This is a genomic window from Mycolicibacterium thermoresistibile, from assembly GCF_900187065.1.
Taxonomy (GTDB): domain Bacteria; phylum Actinomycetota; class Actinomycetes; order Mycobacteriales; family Mycobacteriaceae; genus Mycobacterium; species Mycobacterium thermoresistibile.
The window spans coordinates 1,032,837-1,059,267 of sequence record NZ_LT906483.1; the positions used below are offsets into that span (position 1 = coordinate 1,032,837).

29 protein-coding genes are annotated in these 26,431 nt (G+C 68.2%); 18 read left to right on the forward strand and 11 right to left on the reverse strand.

All coding sequences use genetic code 11. From position 1 onward, the window contains the following. Positions 1-15: 15 nt before the first annotated feature. Both CKW28_RS04720 and CKW28_RS04725 read left to right on the forward strand, forming a co-directional pair. Positions 16-1,941, forward strand: a complete 1,926-nt coding sequence (locus CKW28_RS04720) for a flavin-containing monooxygenase (protein WP_003925881.1) — start codon at positions 16-18, stop codon at positions 1,939-1,941. Continuing rightward, the gene (locus tag CKW28_RS04725) at positions 1,938-2,825 is read left to right on the forward strand and encodes an SDR family NAD(P)-dependent oxidoreductase (RefSeq protein ID WP_040547050.1); all 888 of its coding nucleotides are present in this window, start codon (positions 1,938-1,940) and stop codon (positions 2,823-2,825) included. Before CKW28_RS04720 ends, CKW28_RS04725 begins: the two co-directional genes overlap by 4 nt. Before the next feature lie 4 nt (positions 2,826-2,829). Here the strand turns inward: CKW28_RS04725 and CKW28_RS04730 are convergent, their stop codons facing one another. Continuing rightward, positions 2,830-3,453, reverse strand: coding sequence for a Dabb family protein (locus CKW28_RS04730; RefSeq protein ID WP_003925884.1), 624 nt, complete (start codon positions 3,451-3,453; stop codon positions 2,830-2,832). Between the two features lie 4 nt (positions 3,454-3,457). Continuing rightward, positions 3,458-3,823 (reverse strand): hypothetical protein, encoded by a 366-nt coding sequence (locus CKW28_RS04735; RefSeq protein ID WP_003925885.1) that lies wholly within the window; start codon positions 3,821-3,823, stop codon positions 3,458-3,460. Positions 3,824-3,922: 99 nt separating this feature from the next. Between CKW28_RS04735 and CKW28_RS04740 the strand changes: the two genes are divergently transcribed. Beyond that, positions 3,923-5,161, forward strand: coding sequence for an NADH:flavin oxidoreductase (locus CKW28_RS04740; RefSeq protein ID WP_003925886.1), 1,239 nt, complete (start codon positions 3,923-3,925; stop codon positions 5,159-5,161). On the opposite strand, the gene lipP1 is transcribed toward CKW28_RS04740, so the two are convergent. From lipP1 to CKW28_RS04765, 5 genes are all read right to left on the reverse strand, one after another. Beyond that, the gene (gene lipP1, locus CKW28_RS04745) at positions 5,104-6,099 is read right to left on the reverse strand and encodes a LipP1 family hormone-sensitive lipase (protein WP_050811975.1); all 996 of its coding nucleotides are present in this window, start codon (positions 6,097-6,099) and stop codon (positions 5,104-5,106) included. The two genes, CKW28_RS04740 and lipP1, sit on opposite strands and share 58 nt — an antisense overlap. After that, positions 6,096-7,040, reverse strand: a complete 945-nt coding sequence (locus tag CKW28_RS04750) for an IclR family transcriptional regulator (RefSeq protein WP_003925888.1) — start codon at positions 7,038-7,040, stop codon at positions 6,096-6,098. The genes lipP1 and CKW28_RS04750 overlap by 4 nt, the downstream gene beginning before the upstream one ends. Positions 7,041-7,197: 157 nt before the next feature. Then, positions 7,198-8,106, reverse strand: coding sequence for a biphenyl-2,3-diol 1,2-dioxygenase (gene bphC / locus CKW28_RS04755; RefSeq protein ID WP_003925889.1), 909 nt, complete (start codon positions 8,104-8,106; stop codon positions 7,198-7,200). 20 nt (positions 8,107-8,126) lie between these two features. After that, complete coding sequence (locus CKW28_RS04760; RefSeq protein WP_003925890.1) at positions 8,127-9,308, reverse strand: acyl-CoA dehydrogenase family protein; 1,182 nt, start codon at positions 9,306-9,308, stop codon at positions 8,127-8,129. A 58-nt stretch (positions 9,309-9,366) separates the two neighbouring features. Continuing rightward, entirely contained in the window at positions 9,367-10,428 is a 1,062-nt protein-coding gene (locus CKW28_RS04765) for a ferredoxin--NADP reductase (protein WP_003925891.1), read from the reverse strand. A 119-nt stretch (positions 10,429-10,547) separates the two neighbouring features. On the opposite strand from CKW28_RS04765, the gene CKW28_RS04770 reads away from it, so the two are divergent. Further along, on the forward strand, positions 10,548-12,173 hold the full coding sequence (locus CKW28_RS04770) for a flavin-containing monooxygenase (protein ID WP_050811976.1): 1,626 nt from the start codon (positions 10,548-10,550) through the stop codon (positions 12,171-12,173). Between the two features lie 15 nt (positions 12,174-12,188). Here CKW28_RS04770 and CKW28_RS04775 read toward each other — a convergent pair whose 3' ends face one another. Continuing rightward, complete coding sequence (locus CKW28_RS04775) at positions 12,189-13,055, reverse strand: alpha/beta fold hydrolase (RefSeq protein ID WP_003925893.1); 867 nt, start codon at positions 13,053-13,055, stop codon at positions 12,189-12,191. Between the two features lie 181 nt (positions 13,056-13,236). Between CKW28_RS04775 and CKW28_RS04780 the strand changes: the two genes are divergently transcribed. The 13 genes from CKW28_RS04780 (at position 13,237) to rplO (ending at position 22,655) form a co-directional block, all read left to right on the forward strand. Next, positions 13,237-15,585 carry an arylsulfatase gene (locus tag CKW28_RS04780; RefSeq protein WP_003925894.1) on the forward strand — a complete coding sequence of 783 codons (2,349 nt, stop codon included), beginning with the start codon at positions 13,237-13,239 and terminating at the stop codon, positions 15,583-15,585. 42 nt (positions 15,586-15,627) lie between these two features. Next, positions 15,628-16,530: a formylglycine-generating enzyme family protein gene (locus CKW28_RS04785; protein ID WP_003925895.1), complete on the forward strand. Its 903-nt coding sequence runs from the start codon at positions 15,628-15,630 to the stop codon at positions 16,528-16,530. Between the two features lie 153 nt (positions 16,531-16,683). Beyond that, on the forward strand, positions 16,684-17,934 hold the full coding sequence (locus tag CKW28_RS04790; protein ID WP_003925896.1) for a KasA/KasB family beta-ketoacyl-ACP synthase: 1,251 nt from the start codon (positions 16,684-16,686) through the stop codon (positions 17,932-17,934). A gap of 205 nt (positions 17,935-18,139) precedes the next feature. Further along, complete coding sequence (gene rplN, locus CKW28_RS04795) at positions 18,140-18,508, forward strand: 50S ribosomal protein L14 (RefSeq protein WP_003925897.1); 369 nt, start codon at positions 18,140-18,142, stop codon at positions 18,506-18,508. Continuing rightward, positions 18,509-18,826 carry a 50S ribosomal protein L24 gene (rplX, locus tag CKW28_RS04800; protein ID WP_003925898.1) on the forward strand — a complete coding sequence of 106 codons (318 nt, stop codon included), beginning with the start codon at positions 18,509-18,511 and terminating at the stop codon, positions 18,824-18,826. Between the two features lies 1 nt (position 18,827). Next, entirely contained in the window at positions 18,828-19,391 is a 564-nt protein-coding gene (gene rplE, locus CKW28_RS04805; protein WP_003925899.1) for a 50S ribosomal protein L5, read from the forward strand. Between the two features lie 4 nt (positions 19,392-19,395). Further along, entirely contained in the window at positions 19,396-19,581 is a 186-nt protein-coding gene (locus tag CKW28_RS04810; RefSeq protein WP_003925900.1) for a type Z 30S ribosomal protein S14, read from the forward strand. A gap of 388 nt (positions 19,582-19,969) precedes the next feature. After that, positions 19,970-20,368, forward strand: a complete 399-nt coding sequence (rpsH, locus tag CKW28_RS04815) for a 30S ribosomal protein S8 (protein WP_003925901.1) — start codon at positions 19,970-19,972, stop codon at positions 20,366-20,368. A 15-nt stretch (positions 20,369-20,383) separates the two neighbouring features. Next, a complete protein-coding gene (gene rplF, locus CKW28_RS04820; protein WP_003925902.1) occupies positions 20,384-20,926 on the forward strand; it encodes a 50S ribosomal protein L6 in 543 nt (180 codons plus the stop codon). Between the two features lie 3 nt (positions 20,927-20,929). Then, positions 20,930-21,334, forward strand: coding sequence for a 50S ribosomal protein L18 (rplR, locus tag CKW28_RS04825; protein ID WP_040547053.1), 405 nt, complete (start codon positions 20,930-20,932; stop codon positions 21,332-21,334). Between the two features lie 43 nt (positions 21,335-21,377). After that, entirely contained in the window at positions 21,378-22,022 is a 645-nt protein-coding gene (gene rpsE / locus CKW28_RS04830; protein WP_003925904.1) for a 30S ribosomal protein S5, read from the forward strand. A gap of 3 nt (positions 22,023-22,025) precedes the next feature. Next, entirely contained in the window at positions 22,026-22,205 is a 180-nt protein-coding gene (gene rpmD / locus CKW28_RS04835; RefSeq protein WP_003925905.1) for a 50S ribosomal protein L30, read from the forward strand. A gap of 3 nt (positions 22,206-22,208) precedes the next feature. Then, the gene (gene rplO, locus CKW28_RS04840) at positions 22,209-22,655 is read left to right on the forward strand and encodes a 50S ribosomal protein L15 (RefSeq protein WP_003925906.1); all 447 of its coding nucleotides are present in this window, start codon (positions 22,209-22,211) and stop codon (positions 22,653-22,655) included. A 462-nt stretch (positions 22,656-23,117) separates the two neighbouring features. Here the strand turns inward: rplO and CKW28_RS04845 are convergent, their stop codons facing one another. From CKW28_RS04845 to CKW28_RS04855, 3 genes are all read right to left on the reverse strand, one after another. After that, on the reverse strand, positions 23,118-23,378 hold the full coding sequence (locus tag CKW28_RS04845) for a hypothetical protein (RefSeq protein WP_003925907.1): 261 nt from the start codon (positions 23,376-23,378) through the stop codon (positions 23,118-23,120). Positions 23,379-23,508: 130 nt separating this feature from the next. After that, a complete protein-coding gene (locus CKW28_RS04850) occupies positions 23,509-23,928 on the reverse strand; it encodes a hypothetical protein (RefSeq protein ID WP_003925908.1) in 420 nt (139 codons plus the stop codon). A gap of 9 nt (positions 23,929-23,937) precedes the next feature. After that, positions 23,938-24,591 carry a DUF2231 domain-containing protein gene (locus tag CKW28_RS04855; RefSeq protein WP_003925909.1) on the reverse strand — a complete coding sequence of 218 codons (654 nt, stop codon included), beginning with the start codon at positions 24,589-24,591 and terminating at the stop codon, positions 23,938-23,940. Here CKW28_RS04855 and sppA point away from each other — a divergent pair. Further along, positions 24,590-26,407 carry a signal peptide peptidase SppA gene (sppA, locus tag CKW28_RS04860; protein WP_003925910.1) on the forward strand — a complete coding sequence of 606 codons (1,818 nt, stop codon included), beginning with the start codon at positions 24,590-24,592 and terminating at the stop codon, positions 26,405-26,407. The genes CKW28_RS04855 and sppA overlap by 2 nt on opposite strands. Positions 26,408-26,431: the final 24 nt, after the last annotated feature.

The following is a 26,431-nucleotide window of genomic DNA, read 5'->3' on the forward strand; positions in this document are numbered from 1 at the left end:
CGACAAGGAGGTTCGATGCCGACCGACCCGACCGTGCTCTCGGCCGAAACCGCTTCACACGCCGAGGAATTACGGATGTACCTACGTCACGCGGACGCCGGGGTGCTGGTGGCGGTGCTCGCTCAGCTCACCGGAGATCCCGGTGTCGTCGACCGGTTCGGACCGCGCATAGAGCATGTTCCGGACCCACCGGAACATGTCGGCGTCACCGACGCCGCCACGCTCGACGCCCTGGTGGAGGCGGTGGTTGCGGCCATGGGCGGAGACCGGCCGGATCATCGGTTGCCGCCCGACGACCCGCAGCTGTTCGTCCGGATCGCGCCGTTGGCGCTGGGCACCCCCGTCGACACCGACTATGTCGGCCTGCTGCTGGAGCAGGGCGGATTCCACCCCTCGCAGCCGGTGCTGCCTCGGACGGCCCGCCTGCCGGCGGATTTCAGCGTGACCGTCATCGGCGCCGGAATGGCGGGTATGGCGGCGGCGCTGGAACTGGCCGACGCCGGAATCGACTATCAGATCATCGACCGCAACGACGACGTGGGCGGCACCTGGTGCACCACGGTGTACCCGGGCATCGGGGTGGACACGCCGTCGGCCTACTACTCGTTGTCACGCGACATCAACCCCGATTGGTCCAGCTACTACCCGAACGGCGCCGAGTACCAGCAGTACCTGCTGTCGGTGGCCGACAAACACGGGCTGCGCGAACACATCCGGTTCGGAACCGAGGTGACGGCGCTGCGGTGGGACGACGACCGCGACCAGTGGCAGGTCCACACCGTCGGCCCGGACGGCACGAAACAGGTCAGCTACGCCAACGTGGTGATCCCGGCGGCCGGTTACCTCAACCGCCCACGCTGGCCGGAGGTCGAGGGCCGGCACACGTTCACCGGGGTCAGTGTGCACTCCGCCCAATGGGATCCGGAACTGGATCTGACGGGCAAGCGGGTCGCCGTGATCGGCGCCGGTTGCACCGCGGTGCAGATCGTCGACGCCTGTGTCGATCAGGTCGCGCACCTGACGGTCTTCCAACGGCAACCGCACTGGGTCGCCCCGCGGAAACGGTTGAGCGACGACGTGCCCGAACACCGGCGCTGGCTCAACAACCACATCCCGTTCTACGCCAACTGGAACCGGTTGAAATCCTTCTGGGGTACCGCGGACAACAACTACCCGGTCATCCTGCGCGATCCGCAATGGGCCGCCGAGCATCCGCTGTCGATCTCGAAGGCCAATGACGCGCTGCTGCAGCTCTGCCTCGATTACATCGACCGGACCTTCGGCGCCGGCAGCGAGTTGGCGGCGAAGGTCACCCCTGACTTCGCGCCGTACGGCAAGCGGATCATCCGTGATCCGGGTGGCTACTACGCCGCGTTGACCCGACCGCACGTAAATCTCGAAGCCGCCGAACCGGCCCGGATCAATGAGCGCGGCATCGTCACCCAGGAGGGGCGGCAGATCGATCTCGACGTGATCATCTACGCCACCGGCTATTACCTGGATTTCCTGTCCACCGTGGACATCCGGGGCCGCGACGGTGTCCGGCTGGCCGAGGTGTGGGGCGACAGCCCCAGCGCCTACCGCGGCGGGACGGTCCCCGGATTCCCGAACATGTTCGTCTCCTCCGCGCCCAACTACAGCCCCGGTCACGGGGCCGGGCACAACTTCGGAGTCGAGATCATGGTGCACTACGTGATGGAGTGCCTGCAGTTGATGGCGCTGCGCGGGGCGCGGACCATCGAGGTGAAGCCGGAGGCGTTCACCGACTATGTCCGGCGGGTGGACGAGGCGATGGCCGACACCGTCTGGTGCCACACCCCCACCGCACACACCTATTACCGGTCCGGCAGCGGCCGCATCGTGACGGCGTTCCCGTTCCGTCTGATCGACATGTGGCAGAGCCATCGGGCCCCGATCGAGGACGATTTCATTCTGCGATGAACGACTTACTCCACGGCAGGACGGCGTTGGTGACCGGCAGCAGCCGGGGGATCGGGCGCGCCATCGCCCAGCGGTTGGCGGCCGAGGGGGCGACGGTGGCGGTCACCGCGAGATCCCAGACCCCATCGCCGTCGACCAGGGCCGGGCAGTCCACGGTGCTTCCCGGCACCATCGGCGAGACCATCGAACTGATCGAGGCGGCGGGCGGCAAGGCCTTCGGCATCGTCGCAGATCTCGAGGACCCGCGGCAGCGGGCCGATCTGATCGACCAGGTGGTACAGCACACCGGCCGCATCGACATCCTGGTCAACAACGCCGGTTTCGCCGACTATTCGATGGTCGAGAAGATGTCACTGGAAACCTTCGACCGGACCGTCGAGCACTACCTGCGCACGCCGTTCGTGCTGACCCAGGCGGCCATCCCGCACATGCGGGCCCAGGGGGCCGGCTGGATCGTCAACATCGGCTCGGTGACGGGTCTGCCGCCGATCCGGCCGTACCGTGACTACAACAAGACGTCCGGCGACGTCATCTACGCCTCGTTGAAAGCGGCGCTGCACCGGTTCACCCAGGGCGTGGCCGCCGAACTGCTGGACTCCAACATCGCGGTGAACGCCGTGGGGCCGAGCAGTGCGGTGCGCACCCCGGGGGCGGCGAGCCTCATTCCCGACACGTTCCCCACCGAACCGGTCGAGTACCTCGCCGAGACAGTGCTCGCGATGTGCCACCGGCCGGCGGCGGAACGCACCGGACTGGTCGCGTTCAGTCTGCATTACCCGTGGTCACAACGGATTCCGGTGCACACCCTGGACGGTCGCGAGGTGCTTCCGCCGCTCGAGCCGCCGGCGACGGCCAACCCGAACATCCTGCCGGGCGGGATGTGAGGGATCAGGACAGCACCGGAGCGGGGCTGACACAGAAGCTGTGGCAGACCCGGTCCCGCACGATGACCTCGGTGGTCTCCGGATCGAACCAGCGGTCCACCACAGCCCAGTGGATCGGATGCATGAGATAGGGGCCCATCAACCCGGCGACGTCGGTGAACTCCTGTTCGAACACGTGCGTCCAGGGTGTCGCGCCCACCGCTTCGGTCACCCGGCTCAGCTGCCAGGCCCGGATGCTGCGCACATATCGGGGCATCGCCGCAAGCTCGGATTCGAATCGAGCCACCGTTTCGGCGTCGGTGCCGGGCGCCACCCGGAGCAACAACGTGCGGTAGACCGTTCCGGGCTGCCCGGTGCTCACCGGTGTGCCCTGATAGCAGGCGCCGTTGACCCGGGTGATCGCGGTGTCGGCCAACAGCTCGTCGAATCGTGGTGCGTGCCCTGACCATCGGTCCGCATCGGGGAACCGCAGATGCAGCAGTATGTCCCCACCGTTGCGGGATCGGGGATCGGTCCGTTCGACGACCCACCGACGCGCGCCGGAGGCGGTCGCAGCCTGACGCAGCGCCGTCACCACCCGGTCGCGATGTTCGGGCACGACGTCGAGCAGGCGGGTCACACCGTACATCGGCTCACTCCACCACCGCACACAGCGCGTCGACGTCGGCCGCCTCGGCGGCCACCGACCGGGACCTCTCGGTGATCAATTCCCCGATCTCCGACCACCATCGGCCCAGTGTCGGGTCCGGCCGTCCCTGCCAGGTCATCTGCCACCATTCCGACGGCCCCGGCAGGGTCCAGGTGATGGTGACGGTGTTGGGCCGATCGTCGAACCAGATCGGTGGGCTCACCAGGACATGGCTCAGCGTCATACCCCGCTGCCGGGCGCCGGGAGCATACTCGGCCAGATACCGGTCCACGAACATCCGGGCCCGCCCCGGTTTGGTGACCACCCGGTCGATGACGTAGACGGGATTCCGCGCTTCGGCGTCGGTCATACGCCGAGACTAGGGGCGCCCGGTACCGGGTTCGGCGCGCTCTCCCGGCCACCGGGAGGCGGCGACGGCGGTGCCGCGGTGTCGTGAAACGGTGCGAGGGTGACCCACACCAGCCTCGATCCGTTCGCGCCGGCCCAACTCGGTCCAGTCCGCCTGCGTAACAGGGTGATCAAGGCGGCCACCTCGGAAGGCCGTTCACCGGACGGTCTGGTGACCGACGACCTCGTCGAGTTTCACCGCCGTTTCGCCCGCGGCGGTGTCGCAATGACCACCGTCGCCTACTGTTGTGTGTCCCCGGAGGCGGCCAGCGCCCCGGGCCAGATCGTCATGGCAGACCGGGCACTGCCCGGCCTGCGCCGGCTCACCGACGCGGTGCATGAGGCGGGTGCGGCGGTCTCGGCGCAGTTGGGCCATGCCGGTGTGGTGGCGCCGAAGAAGCTCACCGGCGTGACGGCCGTGGCGCCGAGCCGGTTCATCAATCCGACCTCGCTGGCGTACTGCCGGGAGATCACCCGGGACGAGATCGAGGCCGTCATCGATCAGTTCGGCGAAGCCGCCCGGATTGCGGCCGAGGCCGGGTTCGATGCGGTCGAACTGCACTTCGGCCATCTGTACCTGCCGAGTTCGTTTCTCAGCCCGCTGATCAACCGGCGCACCGACGAATACGGAGGTGACATCGACAACCGGTCGAGGTTCGTGCGCCGGATCGCCCGGCGGGTGCGCGAGGTGGTGGGCGACCGGATCGCCGTCATCGCGAAGCTGAACATGGACGACGGGCTGCCCGGCGGCATCTGGATCGACGAGGCCCTGCGGACCGCCCAACTGCTGGACGCCGACGCGACCCTGGACGCTCTCGAATTGACCCAGGGGTCGTCGGTGTTCAAGCCCATGTACCTGTTCCGCGGTGACGTCCCGGTGCGGGAGTTCGCCGAGGTGATGCCGGCGATGATGCGTCCCGGGGTGCGGCTGATGGGCAAGCGGTTCATGGGCAGTTACCCGTATGAGGATCTGTACATGTTGCCGGCCGCCCGGCAGTTCGTGCCGGTGATGCGGCACACCAAGCTGATCCTGCTGGGAGGCATCACCAACCGAGACCATCTCGAAACCGGACTGCGGGAGGGTTTCGACTTCCTGGCGATGGGCCGCGCGTTGTTGCGCGAACCCGACCTCGTCAACAAGATGATCGCCGACGGGAGCGTCCGGAGCCGGTGCAACCACAACAACAAGTGCATGGTGACGGTGTTCGGCCGCACGCACTGCGTGCTCGACCCGGATCAGCGTTACGGGGCGGCGACCCCGATGCGCCCCACCAGATCTGCCACGTCGGCGCAGACCTGAGACCGCGCCCGGTCGCAGATGTCCAGCGCGGGCATCGTCATGAATCCGTGGATGCCGCCGTCGAAGACCCGCACCACGGTCGACACCCCGGCCTGCTGTAACGCCGCGCCGTAGGCCAGGCCCTCGTCCCGGAGCGGATCGTGGCCGGCGACGGCCATGATCGCGGGTGGCAGTCCGTTCAGCTCTGCCCGCAGCGGACATGCGTAGGGGTGGTCGCGGTCAGCGGGATCGGGCACGTACTGATCCCAGTACCACCGCAACGCGGGTCGGGGGTTGTAGTAGCCCGTGCCGAACCGCCGGTAGGACTCGGTATCGAAATCGGCGGCGATCACCGGGTAGAGCAACAGCTGGCCGGCCAGCCGCGGGCCGCTGCGATCCCGGGCCATCAGGGCGGTCACCGCGGCGAGATTCCCCCCGGCGCTGTCGCCGCCGACCAGAATCGCGTCGGCCCGGCCGCCGAGCTCCGCCACGTGCTCGGCAGCCCAGCAGGTGGCGGCGTGGACATCCTCCGCCGCCGCCGGCCAGCGGCCCTCATCGGGGGCCCGGCGGTAGTGCACGGACACCACCACCGCGGGGATGCGGTCGGCCAGGTCGCGGCAGAGTTCATCGTGGCTGTCCAGATCGCAGAACACCCATCCGCCACCGTGCGCGTACACCAGGGTCGGCATCGGTTTGTTCTGGCGGAGGGGGCCGTCCTGGTGGCGGGGATGATAGATCCGCACCGGCACCGGGCCGTCCGGTCCGGTCACGGTGGTATCGGTGATCGAGGCGACCGGGCGGGGCCGGCTCGCGGGGCGGAACCGGGACCGGATGGCCGCGCGGGCCTCTGCCCCGGTCATGGTGTGTACCGGCGGGAAGCCGGAGTCCAACTGCGGTAGCAGCGTGGCGATCTGTGGGTCGAGGCCGCCCTGCGGGGCAGGGCCGACGTGGTCGGTCATGCGAACCGCCGCGTGTCGGCGCGATGTGACCGGGCGGGATGTGACTGGGCCGGATGGGACAGGGCCGAATGGGACAGGGACTGCGCCGTCGGGCCGGGGCGGAGCGGACGCACCTGTTGCAGTGTCGGCACCACCCGTTGCCGGGCGCCCTCCATCGCCCGCCAGATGCCCAGCGCGGCCATCCGGACCGGTGCGACGAGTCGGTGGTCGAAGGCCATCTGATTCATCGGACCGCACACCGAGATCGCCGCGACGGCCTCACCGGGATCCCCGATCGGTGCGGCGACACAACCGATTCCGGGAAGGGATTCCTCGCGGTCGAACGCGACGCCGTGTGCGCGGACCTTCGCCAATTCGGCGCGCAGCCGGGCCGGATCCGAGATCGAGTACTTCGTGTTCCGTGGCAGCGGCCCGGTACCGGACAGCACACCGTCGTCCTCGGCGTAGGCCAGGATGGCCTTGCCCACCGCCGCGCAGTTCGCCGGGCGGCGGCCACCGACGCGGGTCGGGATGGCCGCGGCCAGGCGACTGCCCACCTTCTCCAGATAGACCACATCGGAGCCGTCGAGCACGGCCAGGTGCACCACCAGCCCGGTGGCTGCATGCAGTTCGTGCAGTCGGGGGATCGCCGCCCGGTGCAGCCGATCCTGATGGACCGCGAGCGAGCCCAACTCGACCAGCCGCATGCCGAGCTCGTAATCGCGCCCGTCGCGGCGGAGCCATCGCAGTTGCACCAGCCGCTCGAGCATGCGGTGCGCCGATGACCGGGGCAGGCCGGTGCGGCGCACGACCTGCGCCAGGGTGAGCCGGCCGGGACCGTCGAACGCGTCGAGAACCAGTGAGATGCGATCCAGCACCGCACTCGGTGTCTCGCCGGTGCGCTCGGTCCCGGTTCGCTTGACGGTGGTGTTCGGCGTGGGCTGATCGAGGGTTGCGGTCATGAATGCCTCCGAGAGCGCCGGATGTTTCCATCCGGAATATGACTATTAGTCATATACCTATCACAAATATGTGCCGGTGGCCACACACCGCACAGGGTTGTCACACCGGCCACACCCGTCGCACATGGCGGCCGCCGTATCCAGGCGTCGCGTCAGGTCACGGACGCATCGCGGCCGGGAGATCGCCGACCCACTGATGACCCCAGTAACTGTCCGCGGTGATCTCCTCGGCGGTGTAATAGGTCTCGTCGACCCGCATTCCGGCGGTGCCGAACTCGATGTCCCAGTCGCCGGGGGCCCGGACGTAGAACGACACCATCTTGTCGTTGGTGTGCCGGCCCAGCGTCGACGACAGTTGGTACCCGTCGCGGTTGACCCGGTCCAGGGCCTGGCCGACCGCGTCGAGGGTGTCCACCTCCACCATGAGATGGATCAGACCCGGGTCGCGCAACGTCGACGCCGGGCAGAGTGCCAGACTGTGGTGGCGTTCGTTGATGCCGAGAAACCGCACCCGCACCGGGCCGAACTCCTCCGGCGCCGGCACCCGGAAGGCTCCGCGCGATCTGAAACCCAGTACCTCGGTGTAGAACTCGAAGAGCCCGTCCACGTCGACCGTCGGCAGCACCACATGCCCCAGACCCTGATCGCCGGTGACGAACCTCGCCCCGAACGGGGTCACCACCGGGCTGTGGTCGAGAACCGGGCCGTGAAACACCTCCAAGGCCGTTCCGGCGGGATCGGCGAAGGCCACGACCTCCTCGACTCTGCGGGCGTCGGCCTCGGCGGTGGAGAGTTGCCTGTGGGGCACCCCGGCGGCCGCCAGGGCGCGTTTGACGTCCTCCAACGCCGCATGGTCACGAACTTCCCAGCCGATGGTGACGATCCGGTCGACCTCGCCCGGTTCGACGGTGATCCGTGCGGTGCGTTCGTCCATCCGCAGGTAGAGCGCCTCCGGGTTCGGTCCGGTGCCCTCGGCGAAACCGAGTACCTCGTAGGCGAAGTGGCGCCATCGGTCCATATCGGTGGCCTGGACGATCACATAACCCAGGCTCTTGATGAAACCCATCGTGTCCCTCTCGTGCCGCATCAGATCATCGCCCGCAGCGGACCCTGCGGTTCGACACCCAACGAACTCAGCGCCGAGGCGTGGTAGACGGTTCCGGGGGAGTGGATGGCGTGTGCCTGCGCCACGTGCACGTCACGCCAGAACCGTTGCAGCGGTTGGTCCATCCGGGCAGCGTTTCCGCCGCAGCGCGCGAAGATCTCGTCCACGGCCGACACCGCCCGCCAGACCGCGCGGACCTGGGTGCGGCGACCGGCAGCGCGATCCTCGAAGCTGACCTCCGCTCCGGAGGCGACGATGTCGTAGATGCGGTCGGCGTTGGCCAGCAGCTCCTGGCGGGCGGCGTTGATGTCGGCGGCCGCTTCGCCGATCGCATACATCACGTAGGGGTCGTCCTTGACCGCGACGCCGCTGGAGTTGACCCGCCGCCGCTGGTAATCGAGCGCCGCCGCCAACGCACCCTCGGCGATCCCGATCGTCGCCGAGCTGATGCCCAACGGGAACATCGTCGACCACGGCATGAGGTAGAGCGGCTCGGTCATCCCGGCCTCGCGTTGAGCGGTGCCGTCCATGACCTTCATCCCGTCCATGGTGCGGTAGGCCGGGACGAACGCGTCCTTGACGATGACGTCCTTGGACCCGGTGCCGCGCAGACCCACCACATCCCAGGAGTCCTCGACGATCTCGTAGTCCTTGCGCGGCAGGATCATGTGCAGCATCCGGGGCGGGGTCACCGGGGTGCCGTCGGCGTCGCCGACCATCGCGCCGAGGATGATCCAGTCGCAGTGATCGGTGCCGGAGCTGAACTGCCAGCGGCCGTTGAAGAGGTATCCGCCGTCGACCGGCCGGGCGACGCCCTGCGGCGCGTACGGCGAGGCGATCCAGGTGTCGACGTCCTCCGCCCAGATCTCCTCGGCGACCCGGGGGTCGGCGTAGGCCAGTTGGTAGGGATGCACACCCACCACGCCGTTGATCCAGCCAGCCGACGGATCCAGCGCGGCCGTCGCCATCACGGTCTCGGCGAACTCACGCGGATGCACCTCCAGCCCACCGTGTTTCTTCGGTTGGAGCAGACGGATGCTGCCGAGCTTCTTCATGATCTTGACCGTCTGGTCGGTCAGCTTGCCGATCCGCTCGGCCTCGATACTCTGTTCGCGGAGCTGGTCGGCGAGTTCTGCGATGCCGTCGATCACCCGTTTGGTCATGGTCCGATGGTGGACCGGGCGGATCTGCAGCGGTGCCGGCCATCCCGGTGAGCGGAAGTCAGAACTCGATTCTGACGGAGTCCGAGTTCGGTCGGGTCTGGCACGCCAGGATCAGGCCGTCGGCGACGTCCTGCGGGTCGAGGATGTCCGAGTGGCCCCGGTCCACCTCGCCCTCCAGCACGGTGGCCGCGCACGATCCGCAGTTCCCTTCCCGACAGGAGTACGGCGCGTCCAGACCGCGGGCCAGCATGGTGTCGAGCAGCGTCGCCGTCCGTGGCCACTCGCACACATGGGTTTCGCCGTCGAGGACGACGACGGCCTCGGCGGGTGGACGCTCGTCGGCAATGGTCCCATCGGGTTCACCGACGGGTTCGTCGGTGAACGGGTCGCCGGTGAGCGACCGGAAGACCTCGGTGTGGATTTGGTTGCGCGGAACTCCCGCTTCGGTCAGCGCCGCGGTGACCACCGCCATGAACGGTTCGGGACCGCAGACGAACGACTCGTGGTCGGTGAACAGCCTCGCGAACCGGTACATCTGCGCGGTGGTGGGAAGCCCCTGAACCGACTCCAGCCAGTGCAGCACCGTGAATCGGCCGGCATGACGCGCCGCCAGCTCGCGGAGTTCGCCGGCGAAGATCACCGAACGTTCATCCCGGTTGGCGTAACACAGGATCACCCGGCCGGTCCCGGCCTCCAGGACCGACTTGAGGATCGACATCACCGGGGTGATGCCGCTGCCGGCCGCCCACAGCAGGAAGGCGCCGTCCAGCGAGGCCGGCGTGAACGTGCCCGCCGGCGGCAGCGCCTCGATCGTGGTCCCGGGCTCGGCGTTGTCGCACAACCAGTTGGAGCCGTAGCCACCGTCGGTGCGTTTGACGGTGACCTTCATCGCGTCGTCGGTGTGCGGCGAACTGGCCAGCGAATAGCAGCGAGCCACCGAACCGGTCCGGTCACCGGGGATGCGCAGGGTCAAGAACTGGCCTGGGCGGTATACGAAGCGGGTGCGGTGTTCCTCGGGAACCTCGAACACCAGCGACCGGGCGTCGGGGCTCTCGTCGATGACCGCGGCCACCGTGAGGCGCACGGCGCGCGGGCCGCGGCTGATTTCGGCGTCGACCATGACGCGGGATTGTCGTTCCGGTGATCGTGGCGCCGGGGGGATCAGCCCGATGGCCGGGAGAAAACGGCGGGATGCCCGCTGACCGGGAAACGACGGCGCCGGGGACCCGCCGGATCAATATGTTGCCCGGTGTGACTAGCGCGGCTGCAAGTGATGTCGATGTCGTCGTGGTGGGTGCCGGTTTCGGCGGCCTGTACGCGCTGCACAGATTCCGCAGCGACGGACTGTCGGTACGGGTGTTCGAAGCCGCACCCGAGGTCGGCGGAACCTGGTACTTCAACAGGTATCCGGGAGCCCGCTGCGATGTCGAGAGCCTGGACTACTGCTACTCGTTCTCCGACGAGCTGCAGCAGGAGTGGACCTGGACCGAGAAGTACGCCACCCAGGGCGAGATCCTGCGGTACATCAACTGGGTCGCGGACAAGCTCGACCTGCGCCGGGACATCACGTTCAACACCCGGGTGGTCGCCACGGTGCTCGACGAGGACACCCTGCGCTGGACGGTCGAAACCGACACCGGGGAATCGGTGACCGCACGGTTCGTCGTGCTGGCCACCGGGCCGTTGTCGTCGCCGATCACACCGGACATCCCGGGTCTGGACACCTTCGCCGGCGGCGTCTACCACACCGCGAACTGGCCGCACGAGGACGTCGACTTCACCGGGAAACGGGTGGCGGTGATCGGCACCGGGTCGTCCGGTATCCAGTCGATCCCGATCATCGCCGAGCAGGCCGAGCACCTCTACGTCTTCCAACGCACCCCGAATTACAGCGTGCCGTCGGGGAATCGGCCGTTGAGCGCCGAGGAGATCGCCGAGGCCAAGGCGAACTACGCCGAGCGCCGCCGGATGTCGTGGCGCAGCGGCGGCGGGTCACCGCATGTGCCGCACCCCAAGCTGACCATGGAGGTGAGCCCCGAGGAGCGGCGCGAGGCGTTCGAGAAGCGCTGGCAACTCGGCGGCGTGTTGTTCTCCAAGACGTTCAGCGACCAGATGATCGATCCGGTGGCCAATGAGGAGGCCCGCAAGTTCTACGAGGAGAAGGTGCGGGCGGTCATCGACGATCCGGAGATCGCCGATCTGCTGATACCCGACGACCATCCGATCGGCACCAAGCGAATCTGCACCGACACGAACTACTTTCAGACATTCAACCGTCCCGACGTCACCCTGGTCAGTGTGCGCCGGACGCCGATCCAGAGCATCGATGCCGAGGGCGTCGTCACCTCGGAGCGGCACTACCGGCTGGACGCGATCGTGTTCGCGACCGGCTTCGACGCCATGACCGGGACCGTGGCCAAGATCGACATCGTCGGACGGGGCGGCCGGCGGCTGGTCGAGGACTGGGCGCACGGCCCGCGGACCTACCTGGGGCTCGGCGTGGACGGATTCCCCAACCTGTTTCTCATCTCCGGTCCGGGTGCCCCGGCGGTCCTGGCGAACATGGTGTTGCACGCCGAGGCCAACGTGAACTGGATCGCCGACGCGATCGGCCATCTCGACGAGCACGGGTACAGCGCCATCGAGGCGACGCCGGACGCCGTGGACAACTGGGTCGCCGAATGCAACAAGCGTGCCGAGGCCACCCTGTTCCCGAAGGCCAACTCCTGGTACATGGGTGCCAACGTGCCCGGTAAACCCAGGGTGTTCATGTTGTTCATCGGTGGTTTCGCCACCTATCTCGACATCTGCGCCGAGGTGGCGGACGCGGGATACAAGGGATTCCGCCTGCTCAAGGCCGGTTGAGCAGGCGGGCCCTGGTCACCCGCGGGCCGGATCGGTGAGGAAGGCCAGCACGGTCCGTTCGAACGCGGACTTCGCCTCGATCATCACCCAGTGCCCACAGTTGGGGAACACGTGCAGTTCGGCGCCGGGGATGGTGCGCATCGGGAGCAGCGCCATGTCCAGCGGGCTCACCCGGTCATCGCGGCCCCAGGTCAGCAAGGTCGGCGCCTGCACCTTGTGCATGGTCGCCCACGGCGGCGGCGTGTCGGAATCCCGCATCATCGCCATCATCGCCGCGAACGCGGCCTTGCTGTACATCCGCCGGGCGGCCGCCAATGTCGCCGGATCGGTGGCGGCGGCCCAGCGCTCCTCGATGAGCTCCTCGGTGATCAGCGTCGGGTCGTACACCATCGAGTTGAGCCAGGCGATCAGCCGGTCCCGGGTGGGATCGTCGGTGAACTCCTGGAGCAGGCGGATCCCCTCACTGGGGCCGGGGCTGAAGATGTTGGTGCCGATCCCGCCGATCGTCACCAACCGGTTCACCCGGTCGGGATGGCGCACCGCCAGGCTGACACCGACACCGCCGCCCATCGAGTTGCCGATGATGTCGACCCGGTCCAGCCCCAACGCATCGGCGAAGGCCAGGGCCGCGCCCTGGGCGTCGATCATGGGGTGACCGCCGAAGTCGTCGCTGACCCCGAACCCCGGGAACTCCAGGACGAGGCAACGGAAATGCTCGGCGAACACCCCGAGATTGCCGCGGAAATTGCGCCATCCGGTGACACCCGGCCCGGAGCCGTGCAACAACAACAGCGGTGGCCCGTCACCGGCCTCGTGGTAGCGCAGCACCCCGGCCGGGGTGCGTACCTCGCGCAGCGTCTCCTGGTAATCGAACGTTCGCATCCTGACAAGCCCTTTCTGTGCCGATCCGATTACACCCGGTGAGCCCGGCCGACGGGGCCGCGCCGTCGGCTCAATGGGACAACCGGGCCGCCCGCCGGCCGGCGCGTAAATTTCGCGGCACGGGGCGGTCCGCCGGTGTAATCTCCGGGCGATCGGCACACTCTCCGACTGAGGCGGGATCATGGCGGATTTCGGCGGCAAGATCGAGTTGGACATCCGTGACTCGGAGCCCGACTGGGGACCGTTCGCCGCGCCCACCGCCCCCGAAGGGGCGCCCAACATCCTCTACGTGGTGTGGGATGACGTCGGCATCGGCACCTGGGACTGTTTCGGCGGGCTGGTCGAGATGCCCACCATGAGCCGCATCGCCGAACAGGGCGTGCGGCTGAGCCAGTTCCACACCACCGCGCTGTGCTCACCGACCCGGGCGGCGCTGCTGACCGGCCGCAACCCCACCACGGTGGGGATGGCCACCATCGAGGAGTTCACCGACGGCTTCCCGAACTGCAGCGGCCGCATCCCGGTCGACACCGGGCTGATCTCCGAGGTGCTCGCCGAGCACGGCTGGAACACCTACTGCGTCGGCAAATGGCATCTGACCCCGCTCGAGGAGTCGAACATGGCGGCCACCAAGCGGCATTGGCCGGTGAGCCGTGGATTCGAACGGTTCTACGGATTCCTGGGCGGCGAGACCGATCAGTGGTATCCGGACCTCGTCCACGACAACCATCCGGTGGCTCCGCCGGCCACCCCGGAAGACGGCTACCATCTGTCGAAAGACCTCGCGGACAAGACGATCGAGTTCATCCGCGACGCCAAGGTGATCGCGCCCGACAAGCCGTGGTTCACCTATCTGTGCCCGGGCGCCGGGCACGCCCCGCACCACGCCCCCAGGGACTGGGCGGACCGCTACGCCGGCCGGTTCGACATGGGCTACGAACGCTACCGCGAGGTGGTGCTGGAGAACCAGAAGAAGCTCGGCATCGTGCCGCCCGACACCGAACTCCCGCCGATCAACCCCTACCAGGATGTGAAGGGTCCCCACGGCGAACCCTGGCCGCTGCAGGACACCGTGCGACCCTGGGACAGCCTGTCCGACGCCGAGAAGCGGCTGTTCTGCCGGATGGCCGAGGTGTTCGCGGGCTTTCTGAGCTACACCGATCACCAGATCGGCCGGGTGCTCGACTACCTCGAGGAATCCGATCAGCTCGACAACACCCTGATCGTGGTGCTCTCCGACAACGGGGCCAGCGGCGAGGGCGGCCCCGACGGATCGGTCAACGAGGTCAAGTTCTTCAACGGTTACGTCGACACCGTCGAGGAGAGCATGCGGTTCTACGACCAGCTGGGTGGGCCGCAGACCTACAACCACTATCCGACCGGCTGGGCGATGGCGTTCAACACGCCGTACAAGTTGTTCAAACGCTACGCCTCGCACGAGGGCGGGATCGCCGACCCGGCGATCATCTCCTGGCCCAACGGGATCACCGCGCGGGATGCGGTGTGCGACCGCTACATCAACGTCGTGGACGTCACCCCCACGGTGTACGAGCTGATCGGCCTGACACCACCGGACACCGTGCGCGGCGTCCGACAGCGTCCGTTGGAGGGCGTGAGTTTCCGGGCCGCCCTGGCCGATCCGGACGCCGACACCGGCAAGCGCACCCAGTTCTACAGCATGCTCGGTACCCGCGGGATCTGGAGTGACGGTTGGTTCGCCAACACCGTCCACGCCGCCAGCCCGGCCGGCTGGTCGAACTTCGACGCCGACCGCTGGGAGCTCTACCACCTCGAATCCGACCGCAGCCAGTCCCGTGACCTGGCCGCCGAGCATCCGGAGAAACTCGAAGAGCTCAAACAACTCTGGTTCGACGAGGCGGCGAAGTACAACGGCCTGCCGCTCGGCGATCTCAACCTGTTCGAGACCCTGGGCCGGTGGCGGCCGCACCTGTCGAGGGGACGCACCAGCTACACCTACTACCCGGGCACCGCCGAGGTCGGCCTCGGCGCGGCCGTCGACATCCGCGGGCAGTCGTTCACCGTCCTGGCCGACGTGACCGTCGACGCGGCCGGTGCGCAGGGCGTCATCGTCAAACACGGCGCCGGGCACGGCGGCTATGTGCTGTTCCTGCAGGACGGCCGGCTGCACTTCGTCTACAACTTCATGGGGGAGGAGGAGCAGCGGGTGTCCTCCGCCGATCCGATTCCGGCGGGCCGGCACATCCTCGGCGTCAGCTACCACCGCACCGGCACCGTCGACGGCAGCCACACCCCGCTCGGCGAGGTGGCCCTCTACGTCGACGGCACCGTCGTGGCGACCCGTCCCGACGTGCGGGCCCACCCGGCCAACTTCGGTCTGGCCGGCGGCGGAATCGCGGTGGGCCGCAACACCGGCCAACCGGTCTCCAGCGCCTACCGGGCGCCGTTCGCGTTCACCGGCGGCAGCATCGCCAAGGTCATCGTCGACATCTCCGGGACGCCGTACCGCGACGTCGAGAGGGAAGCCGCGATGGCCTTCGCCAGGGACTGAACCTTCCCGGCCCCGGCGCCTCAGAGAGGACGACTCGAAGACATGAGCGCGCTCACCGACCTCGTCGAGATCCCGGGCGGAACCTTCCGGATGGGCTCGATCCGGTTCTATCCGGAGGAGGCGCCGGTGCACACCGTCACCGTCGCCGATTTCGCGATCGAACGACATCCCGTGACCAACGCACAGTTCGCCGAGTTCGTCGCCGCCACCGGGTACCGCACGGTGGCCGAACAGCCGCTCGATCCGCGGCTGTACCCCGGCGTGGCTGCGGCCGACCTACAGCCCGGCGCACTGGTGTTCACCCCCACCCGCGGCCCGGTCGACCTGCGGGACTGGCGGCAGTGGTGGACCTGGACGCCCGGGGCGTGCTGGCGTCACCCGTTCGGGCCGGAGGGGCCGTCCTGGCAGGACCGTCCGGACCACCCGGTCGTGCAGATCGCCTATCCCGATGCGCAGGCCTACGCCCGGTGGGCCGGACGCCGGCTGCCCACCGAACGGGAATGGGAGTACGCGGCCCGCGCCGGCGCCGACACCGTCTACCCGTGGGGTGACGAGGCCCGCCCCGGCGGCCGGTTGATGGCCAACACCTGGCAGGGCCGGTTCCCGTACCGCAACGACGGCGCCGCGGGCTGGATCGGCACCTCCCCGGTCGGCGCCTTCCCGCCCAACGACTTCGGGTTGTTCGACATGATCGGCAACGTCTGGGAGTGGACCACCACCCGCTTCTCCGGCCACCACCGCCCAGCCGAGGCCGACGAGCCGGTGCGGTCCTGCTGCACGCCGTCCGCACCGGTCGAGCGCCCCGACCCGGCGGTCAGCCAGACCCTCAAAGGTGGGTCCCACCTGTGCGCGCCGGAGTACTGCCACCGCTATCGGGCGTCGGCCCGCTCACCGCAGTCCCAGGACAGCGCCGCCACCCACATCGGTTTCCGCTGTGCCGCGTGAGGCCGCCGAACCCTTTCGGGGAGCGTTACCGGCTCGTAGAATTCCGGGGGACTCGGCTCCGGGGAACCCCGCCGGAGGGGAAACCCAGCCTGTGGGCACTCGGGGCCCGGGGGAGTGTTGAGCGCGAACAGGTCGGGGGGATGTGGGGCGCGAATGGTGTCGATGCGTACTGGTGACGGTTTTCGCAACGTCGTGGTGACCGCGGTGGCGGCGACGACGCCGCTGGCCGCCGATGCCGAGGGGACCTGGGCCGGGCTGCTGGCCGGTGACAGCGGCATCCGCCCGCTGGACCGGCCGTTCGTCACCGATTTCGACTCACCGGTCCGGATCGGCGGCCGCCTGGTGGAGAACTTCGCCGATCAGCTCAGCCGGGTGGAACTGCGCCGGCTCGGCTTCATGCAGCAGATGTCGACGCTGCTGAGCCGGCGGTTGTGGGAGACGGCCGGCAACCCCGACGTCGACACCAAACGGCTGCTGGTCTCCATCGGTCTGGCGCTGGGGTCGACCGAGGAGATCCCGATCCAGCACAACGCCTGGAAGGAACGCGGGATGCGGGCGATCTCGCCGCTGACCGTGCAGATGCACATGCCGAACTCGGCGGCGGCGGCCGTCGGGCTGGACCGGCAGGCCAAGGCGGGTGTCATCTCCCCGGTGATGTCGGACGCCTCCGGTGCGGCCGCCATCACCGAGGCGTGGCGTCACATCGTGCTCGGCGAGGCCGACGTCGCGATCTGCGGCGGGGTCGAAACGGTCGTCGAGGCGGTGCCGGTCGCCTGTTTCACCCAGCTCGGCATGCTCTCCACCCACAACGACGACCCGGCCGCGGCCTGCCGCCCGTTCGATCAGGAGCGCGACGGGATGGTGTTCGGCGAAGGCGGCGCGCTGCTGCTGATCGAGGCCGAGGAACACGCGAAGGCGCGCGGCGCCACCATCCTGGCCCGGGTGATGGGCGGCGCGATCACTTCCGACGCCTATGACCCCATCGACCTCGAGCCCGGCGGTGAGTGCGCCGCCGAGGCGATCGGCCGCGCCATCTACCTGGCCGGGCTGGAGCCGACCGACATCGACCACGTCAACGCGCACGCCGCCGGCACCCGCACCGGTGATCTGGCCGAGGCGCACGCGTTGCAGCGGGTCTTCGGCGCGCACCGGCCCGCGGTGTATGCGCCGAAAGCGGCGCTGGGCAACGCGCTGGGCGCCGCCGGCGCGATCGAGGCGGTGCTGACCGTGCAGGCGCTGCGCGACGGGGTCGTCCCGCCGACACTGAACCTGAAGAACCTCGACCCCGAGATCGACCTGGACGTGGTGGCCGGCGAGTCCCGCCGCGGCGACTACCGGTACGCGCTGACCACCTCGATGGGTATCGGCGGCCACAATGTCGCGGTGGTCTTCGGGGCTTACTGATTCCCCTTGATTCCCCGCGAGCCGACTCCCCGCTCGCCGACCAGCGCCGATTTGGTTCCGCCGCGGCCGCTCACCTAGAATCAGGCGGTTGCCTTGGGCAGACCTCGGCCTGACACGTGCAGGTCCTGCGTGCCCACCGGTGACACAGACCGCGCACGTCCAGGTCGGAATCTGGCGTGCATACATAACCAGGTCAGGAGATCTAGTGATTCAACAGGAATCGCGGGTGAAGGTCGCCGACAACACGGGCGCCAGGGAGATCCTGTGCATCCGGGTGCTCGGCGGGTCCGGGCGGCGCTACGCCGGCATCGGCGACGTCATCGTCGGGACGGTCAAGGAGGCCATGCCCGGCGGCAACGTCAAGCGCGGTGAGATCGTGCGCGCCGTGATCGTGCGCACCGCCAAGGAGCGGCGCCGCCCCGACGGCAGCTACATCAAGTTCGACGAGAACGCCGCGGTGCTCATCAAGAATGACAACGACCCGCGCGGCACCCGCATCTTCGGGCCGGTCGGCCGCGAGCTGCGGGAGAAGCGCTTCATGAAGATCGTCTCGCTGGCACCGGAGGTGTTGTAGATGAAGGTCCGTAAGGGCGACACCGTGCTGGTCATCTCCGGCAAGGACAAGGGCGCCAAGGGCAAGGTGCTGCAGGCCTACCCCGATCGGCAGAAGGTGCTGGTCGAGGGCGTCAACCGGATCAAGAAGCACACCGCGGTGTCGCGCAACGAGCGTGGCGCGCAGTCGGGCGGCATCGTCACCCAGGAGGCGCCGATTCACGTGTCCAACGTGATGGTGGTCGATTCCGACGGCAAGCCGACCCGCATCGGATACCGCTTTGACGAGGAGACCGGCAAGAAGGTCCGAATCGCCAAGACCAACGGCAAGGACATCTGACATGACTACTGCTGAAAAGACCCTGCCGCGCCTCAAGCAGCGCTACCGCGAGGAGATTCGCGAAGCCCTGCAGAAGGAGTTCGGCTACACCAACGTCATGCAGATCCCGACCGTGGTCAAGGTCGTGGTGAACATGGGTGTCGGTGACGCCGCCCGGGACGCCAAGCTGATCAACGGCGCCGTCAACGACCTGGCGTTGATCACCGGGCAGAAGCCGGAGATCCGTCGCGCCCGCAAGTCGATCGCCCAGTTCAAGCTCCGCGAGGGCATGCCGATCGGGGCCCGGGCCACACTGCGCGGCGACCGGATGTGGGAGTTCCTGGACCGGTTGATCTCCATCGCGCTGCCGCGTATCCGCGACTTCCGCGGGCTGAGCCCCAAGCAGTTCGACGGCACCGGTAACTACACCTTCGGGCTGACCGAGCAGTCGGTGTTCCACGAGATCGACGTGGACTCCATCGACCGGCCCCGGGGTATGGACATCACCGTCGTCACCTCGGCGACGACCGACGACGAAGGACGAGCGCTCCTGCGGGCGCTGGGCTTCCCGTTCAAGGAGAACTGAGCAGATGGCAAAGAAGGCACTGATCCACAAGGCCCAGCGCAAGCCGAAGTTCAAGGTGCGCGCCTACACGCGCTGCAACAAGTGCGGCCGTCCCCGGTCGGTGTACCGCAAGTTCGGGCTGTGCCGCATCTGCCTGCGCGAGATGGCGCACGCCGGCGAACTGCCCGGTGTGCAGAAGGCCAGCTGGTAACAGCAACCGGACGTCGCCACCAGGCGTCCACCAGACGTCCATCAGACACTGACGCGCACCCCGCGGGGCATGATCCTCTGCCCGGCGGGGTGTTCGTCGTCGGCGGCCGGATCGGCCGACCGTCACCGATTTGGTCGGTGAGCACGCGTTTCCTATACTGGGTCGGTTGTCTGGGGTGCTTCGTGCCCGCAGTCAGCGACCGGTCCGCAGTGCTGGCCCATTGGGTACGGAATTGCGGATGAGCAAGGCCCCTGACCGGTAACTGCCGGTCAGGACGAACTTCGTAGTAGGCCCACGACACGACATGCCCGGCCATCGGAGCTCTCCGATGGGACAGGCACGCGTGTGTTGCATGGGAACCGCCGCGGGAGAGGTTGACCAAGCTGTCATGACCATGACGGACCCGATCGCAGACTTCTTGACTCGTCTGCGCAACGCCAACTCGGCGTACCACGACGAAGTGGTGCTGCCGCATTCCAAGCTGAAGGCCAACATCGCCGAGATCCTCAAGAAAGAGGGTTACATCGCCGACTACCGCACCGAGGACGCTCGGGTGGGCAAGTCGCTGATCATCGAGCTGAAGTACGGCCCGAACCGGGAGCGCAGTATCGCCGGCCTGCGCCGGGTGTCCAAGCCCGGGCTGCGGGTGTACGCGAAGTCCACCAACCTGCCCCGGGTGCTGGGCGGCCTGGGCGTGGCGATCATCTCCACGTCGAAGGGTCTGCGCACCGACCGGCAGGCGGCACGAGAAGGCGTGGGCGGGGAAGTCCTCGCCTACGTGTGGTGAGGGGTAACTGAAGACATGTCACGCATTGGTAAGCAGCCGATCCCGGTCCCCGCGGGTGTCGACGTGACCATTGACGGTCAGCGCGTGTCGGTGAAGGGCCCCAAGGGCACCCTGTCGCTGGACGTGGTGGAGCCGATCAAGGTGTCCCGCAACGACGACGGCGCGATCGTGGTCACCCGTCCGGACGATGAACGTCGCAACCGGTCACTGCACGGTCTGTCGCGGAGCCTGGTGGCCAACCTGATCACCGGCGTCACCGAGGGGTACACCACCCGGATGGAGATCCACGGCGTCGGCTACCGGGTGCAGGCCAAGGGCAGCGACACCCTGGAGTTCTCGCTGGGCTTCAGCCATCCGGTGGTGGTGAAGGCTCCCGAGGGGGTGACCTTCAACGTGGAATCGCCCACCAAGTTCTCCATCTCCGGTATCGACAAGCAGAAGGTCGGCCAGATCTCGGCGAACATCCGTCGCCTGCGCCGCCCCGACCCGTACAAGGGCAAGGGTGTGCGGTACGAGGGTGAGCAGATCCGCCGCAAGGTCGGAAAGACAGGGAAGTAAGACATGACGTCCACCGAAACTCCCCGGAAGCACAAGCCGATCGGTATGAGCGTCTCGGCCGCCCGGCGTCGGGACCGGCTGCGTCGGCATGCCCGGTTGCGCAAGAAGATCTTCGGCACCCCGGAACGGCCCCGGCTGGTCGTGCACCGGTCGTCTCGGCACATCCACGTCCAGCTGGTCAACGACCTGACCGGCACCACGCTGGCGGCCGCCTCCTCGATCGAGCCGGATGTGCGCGCGATCGAGGGCGACAAGAAGGCCCGCAGCGTGCGGGTCGGCCAGTTGATCGCCGAGCGCGCCAAGGCGGCCGGGATCGAGAACGTGGTGTTCGACCGCGGTGGCTACACCTACGGCGGACGCATCGCGGCGTTGGCCGATGCGGCGCGGGAGAACGGGCTGAACTTCTGATGACGAAAGACTTGTGCATGTACACCGATGGAAGGATGCAACGATGAGCCAGCCTGGTGCCGGGGGTCCGGCCACCTCGGAGGGCCGGCGTGAGCGCGAAGGTCGGCGTCGCGACGATCGCCGGGGCCGCGATGGCGGTGACAAGAGCAACTACCTCGAGCGCGTCGTATCGATCAACCGCGTCTCCAAGGTCGTCAAGGGTGGTCGCCGGTTCAGCTTCACCGCGCTGGTGATCGTCGGTGACGGCAACGGCATGGTCGGTGTCGGCTACGGCAAGGCCAAGGAGGTCCCGGCCGCGATCGCCAAGGGGGTGGAGGAAGCCCGCAAGAACTTCTTCCGGGTCCCGCTGATCGGCGGCACCATCACCCATCCGGTGCAGGGCGAGAAGGCCGCCGGTGTGGTCATGTTGCGTCCGGCCAGCGCCGGTACCGGTGTGATCGCCGGCGGAGCGGTGCGTGCCGTGCTGGAGTGCGCCGGCGTGCGCGACATCCTGGCCAAGTCGCTGGGCAGCGACAACGCGATCAACGTGGTGCACGCCACCGTTGCCGCGCTGAAGATGCTGCAGCGGCCCGAGGAAGTGGCGGCCCGCCGCGGCCTGCCCATCGAGGACGTCGCGCCGGCCCGCATGCTGCAGGCCCGGCGTGAGAGCGAGGCGCTGGCGGCATCCGCGGCGCGTGAGGGGTCGTAAACCATGGCGCAACTGAAGATCACCCAGGTGCGCAGCACCATCGGCGCGCGCTGGAAGCAGCGGGAGTCGCTGCGCACGCTCGGCTTGCGGAAGATCCGTCAGTCGGTCGTGCGGGAGGACACCCCGCAGACCCGTGGACTGATCAAGGCCGTGCACCATCTCGTCACGGTTGAAGAGGTTTAGGCGATGACCATCAAACTGCATGACCTGCGCCCCGCGGCCGGGTCGAAGACCAGCAAGACCCGGGTGGGTCGCGGTGACGGTTCGGGCCGCGGCAAGACCGCGGGTCGCGGCACCAAGGGCACCAAGGCCCGCAAGAACGTCCCGGTGACGTTCGAGGGCGGCCAGATGCCGATCCACATGCGGCTGCCCAAGCTGCGTGGTTTCCGCAACCGGTTCCGCACCGAGTACGCGGTCGTCAACGTCGGGGACATCAACCGGCTGTTCCCCGAGGGCGGTCAGGTCGGCATCGACGAACTGGTGGCCAAGGGTGCGGTGCGCAAGAACACCTTGGTGAAGGTGCTCGGTGACGGGAAGCTGACCGTCAAGGTCGACGTCACCGCGCACAAGTTCAGCGGTAGTGCCCGCGAGAAGATCACCGCCGCCGGCGGTTCGGCGACCGAACTCTCCTGAGGCCGACGACAGAACTGATACGAGGGCCCCGATACGCAACAGCGTGTCGGGGCCTTCGTCGTCTGTAGGCGTCGTCGTGATCACCGGCGCTCAGATAGCGCTGCGGGTGGTGGGAGTCATTGACCAGGCCCGGTGTCCAACGCCGGTGGAGGCGCGCTCCTGCAATAACCGGTTCGGTCAGTACTCTTTTCGTTCGGGATGGTCTGGACCGCGTAGCGGTGGTGGGGGGCTGGCTGGCCGCATGTCGGATGTCCAACTTGGATTGATGAGGGGATCGGCACGGCCGTCGCGAATGCGTGTGAAATACCACCTGGAACCGATGATGAACAGGGACATGAGTGCTACACAAGCGATGGCAGCCAGTATCTCGATCATGACATCCCAGGGCTTGCGGTCAGGAGTTCGTCGACGGTACGACTGTGTGAGTCATGGTATTCGCGGTACGCCTGCATGAACTTTCGTTCACTCGCTAACGTCTGACTCTCCTCCGCTCCAGGCGCCGGGGGGACCGGCGACGGTGTTGCTCCACAGCTCAACGATCGTCGCATCGAGGTCGGCCAACGCAACGGCTTTGGCACGGAGGTCCGCGTCTCCGATGTCGTTGGCATGATCATGCATCATTTGCACGTAGTCCCCGTACGCGGCGTCCTCATACGCGGCGGTTGCTCTGTTGACTGTCAGTGAGTCGTTGCCCGAACGGGTTAGGTAAAAGGTGGCGCCCATGGGTATTCAGCATTCTCTCGCACAATGTGGCCCACGGACACCGGTGGCCACTCGTTAGCTTGGCTCATTACTGGGAACTGCAGCGCCGGAATCTGACCAGTCCAAGGCGGATCAGCAGCGCCGCCAAACTCTAGACCTCGAGGATGGCCAGCAGCGCCAGCACGATGGTCACCACGGCCAGCACTCCGTGCCCGATCACCACCGGGAACGGGAACGACCGCTCCGGCGCGTCCTGCACCGCAGACGGCTGCCCGCCGGCCGCATCGCCGCGGTAGACCGACAGCCAGCGCCGCACCATGGCGAAACCGAGCACGACCACCGGAATCAACAGCGCCAGCGCGATCCAGCCGATCGGGTGGTTGTCGGTGACGAGGTAGACGATCCACAACACCAGCCCCAGCCCGGCCAGCCCGAAGTGACCGAAGACCGCGGCCGGGGCCAGGGCGCTGCGGGTCGAATCCCGGTGCCCGCCGCCGCCGACCCACTTGGCGAGCATGAACGCACCCCCGCCGGCGGTGAGCACCCACGCGATGAGCGAGGCGATTCCCATGATCCTCCTTCAATCCGTTGTTGTTGACTGCCCGAATCCATCTGCCTGAACGTGCTCGACGGCGACCCGTACCCCGTAGCGGTAGGCGAGCATGCCGCCCAGATATCCCGACGCTGCCAGCGCGACGAGGCTCACCACCGACAACGCCAACGGACCGAACGACACGGCCGTCTCCTGCGGGTAGCCGCTGTGCCGCCAGGCGAAGTTGGCGATGTAGGCGACGGTCACCACCAGGTTCAGCGCCATGTGCACCATCGCGACGCGAAACGCCCGGGTGCTGCGGGGAATCACGATCAGGTCCAGGAAGCCGATCATCGCGGCCGCGACGGCGCCGACCAGCCCGATGGCAATGAGCCATTCGGAGCCCTGCGCGAGAAATCCGGGCCGATCAACGCGGTGGGAGGCGATGTCGAAGACCAGACTGCACACCCAGGCGCCGATGGGGACGGTCACCAGGATCGGGTGGAACGGATGCCCATAGGGTCCGGCCAGCAGCGGGCTCACCGGCTGTTTGGCCTGCTCGAGGTTCTTCCGCGTGGGGTCCACCGTCACCTCCTCGCCCGGCGGATCCGTGTACTCACCGTGGACCCCGGACGCCGGCCAGTCAAGGGTGCCACCGTCAGGGGGCAGCGGACCCGGCCACCGTCGGTAGCCTTGATCCATGCTTGCCTTCCTGCCCGGCGTCCCAGGCGCCGACGACCTGCGCGCGTTGGCCCGGAAGGTGGACACCGCCCGGCACCGCGGTGTGCCCGACGGCTGCGTGCTGGAGCTGGACCTCACGTCCATCCCGCCCGAATCCGGCGGATTCGACCCGCTGACGGTCCTCACCGGACGGGGCCGGCCGATGCTGCTGCGCGACGCGGTCGCCGCGATCCACCGCGCCGCCGAGGATGACCGGGTCGCGGGTCTCATCGCCCGCGTGCAGTTCCCCGCCGCATCACCCGGGCCGGTACAGGAGTTGCGCGCGGCCCTCGACGCGTTCGGCGCGGCCAAACCCTCGCTGGCCTGGGCCGAAACGTATCCCGGCACGCTGTCCTACTACCTGGCCTCGGTGTTCCGTGAGGTCTGGATGCAGCCGTCGGGCACCGTCGGGCTGGTCGGCTTCGCCACCAGGGCGCTGTTCCTGCGGGATGCGCTGACCAAGGCGGGCATCGAGGCGCAGTTCATCGCCCGTGGCGAATACAAGTCCGCGGCAAACCTTTTCACCGAGGACAGCTACACCGAGCCGCATCGGGAGGCCGACAGCCGACTCATCGAGAGCCTGCACGAACAGGTGATCGCGGCGGTGGCCGAAGCCCGTCACCTGGAACCGGATGCGGTCAACGCGCTGGCCGACAAGGCTCCGCTGTTGCGGGACGAGGCGGTGACCGGCGGGCTGATCGACCGGATCGGCTTCCGCGACGAGGCCTACGCCCGGATCGCCGAACTCACCGGCGCACCCGGGATCTCTCCGGAAACCGGGGATGCCGACACCGACCCCGACGCCCCTCCCCGGTTATATCTGTCGCGGTATGCCAAGGCGACGGCGCCGCGGTCCGGACCGTCGATCCCGTCGGTGCCGGCGCTGCCGGCGCTGCCGGGGCGCAGACCCAGACCCACCGTCGCCGTGGTCAACGTGCACGGACCGATCGTCAGCGGCCGCGGCGGCCCGCAGGTGCTGCCGTTCGGGACGTCCAGCGCCGGTGGGGACACCGTCGCGGCGGGCCTGCGGGAGGCGGCCGCCGACGACGACGTGTCGGCGATCGTGCTTCGGGTGGACAGCCCGGGCGGATCGGTCACCGGCTCGGAGACCATCTGGCGGGAGGTCGACCGGATCCGGCGCACCGGCAAGCCGATCGTGGCCTCGATGGGCGCGGTGGCCGCGTCCGGCGGCTACTACGTGTCGATGGCCGCCAACGAGATCGTCGCCAACCCCGGCACCTTCACCGGATCGATCGGTGTGGTGACCGGCAAGCTGGTGGCCCGCGAACTGACGAACCGCCTCGGCGTCGGCACCGACAGCGTCCGCACCAACCCCAACGCCGACGCGTGGTCGATCAACGAACCGTTCACCCCCGAGCAGCGTGCCCGGGTGGAGGCCGAGGCCGACCTGTTCTACACCGATTTCGTCGAGCGGGTCGCCGAAGGCCGCAGGATGACGGTGGCAGCGGTCGAGGAGGTCGCCCGCGGGAGGGTGTGGACCGGGGCCGACGCCGAACGGCGCGGCCTGGTCGACGTGCTGGGTGGATTGCGTACCGCGATCATCCGGGCCCAGGTGCTTGCCGGATTCGACGAGGACGACGAGGCCCGGCTGGTCGGCTATCCGGGTTCGTCGCTGAGGGAGATGCTGCGCCCGAAACCGTCGTCCCAGCCGGCCGCGGCGAGTCTGCCGGACGCCCTGGCGGTGCTGTTGGCTCGCACCGTGTCCGGGGCGGTCGATCAGGCCGAACGGTCGCTGACCGGGGTGGCCGCGTTGTGGCCGGGTGGCATCCGGTTCTAGGCCGGTCGCTCCGGGCCGGTCGCT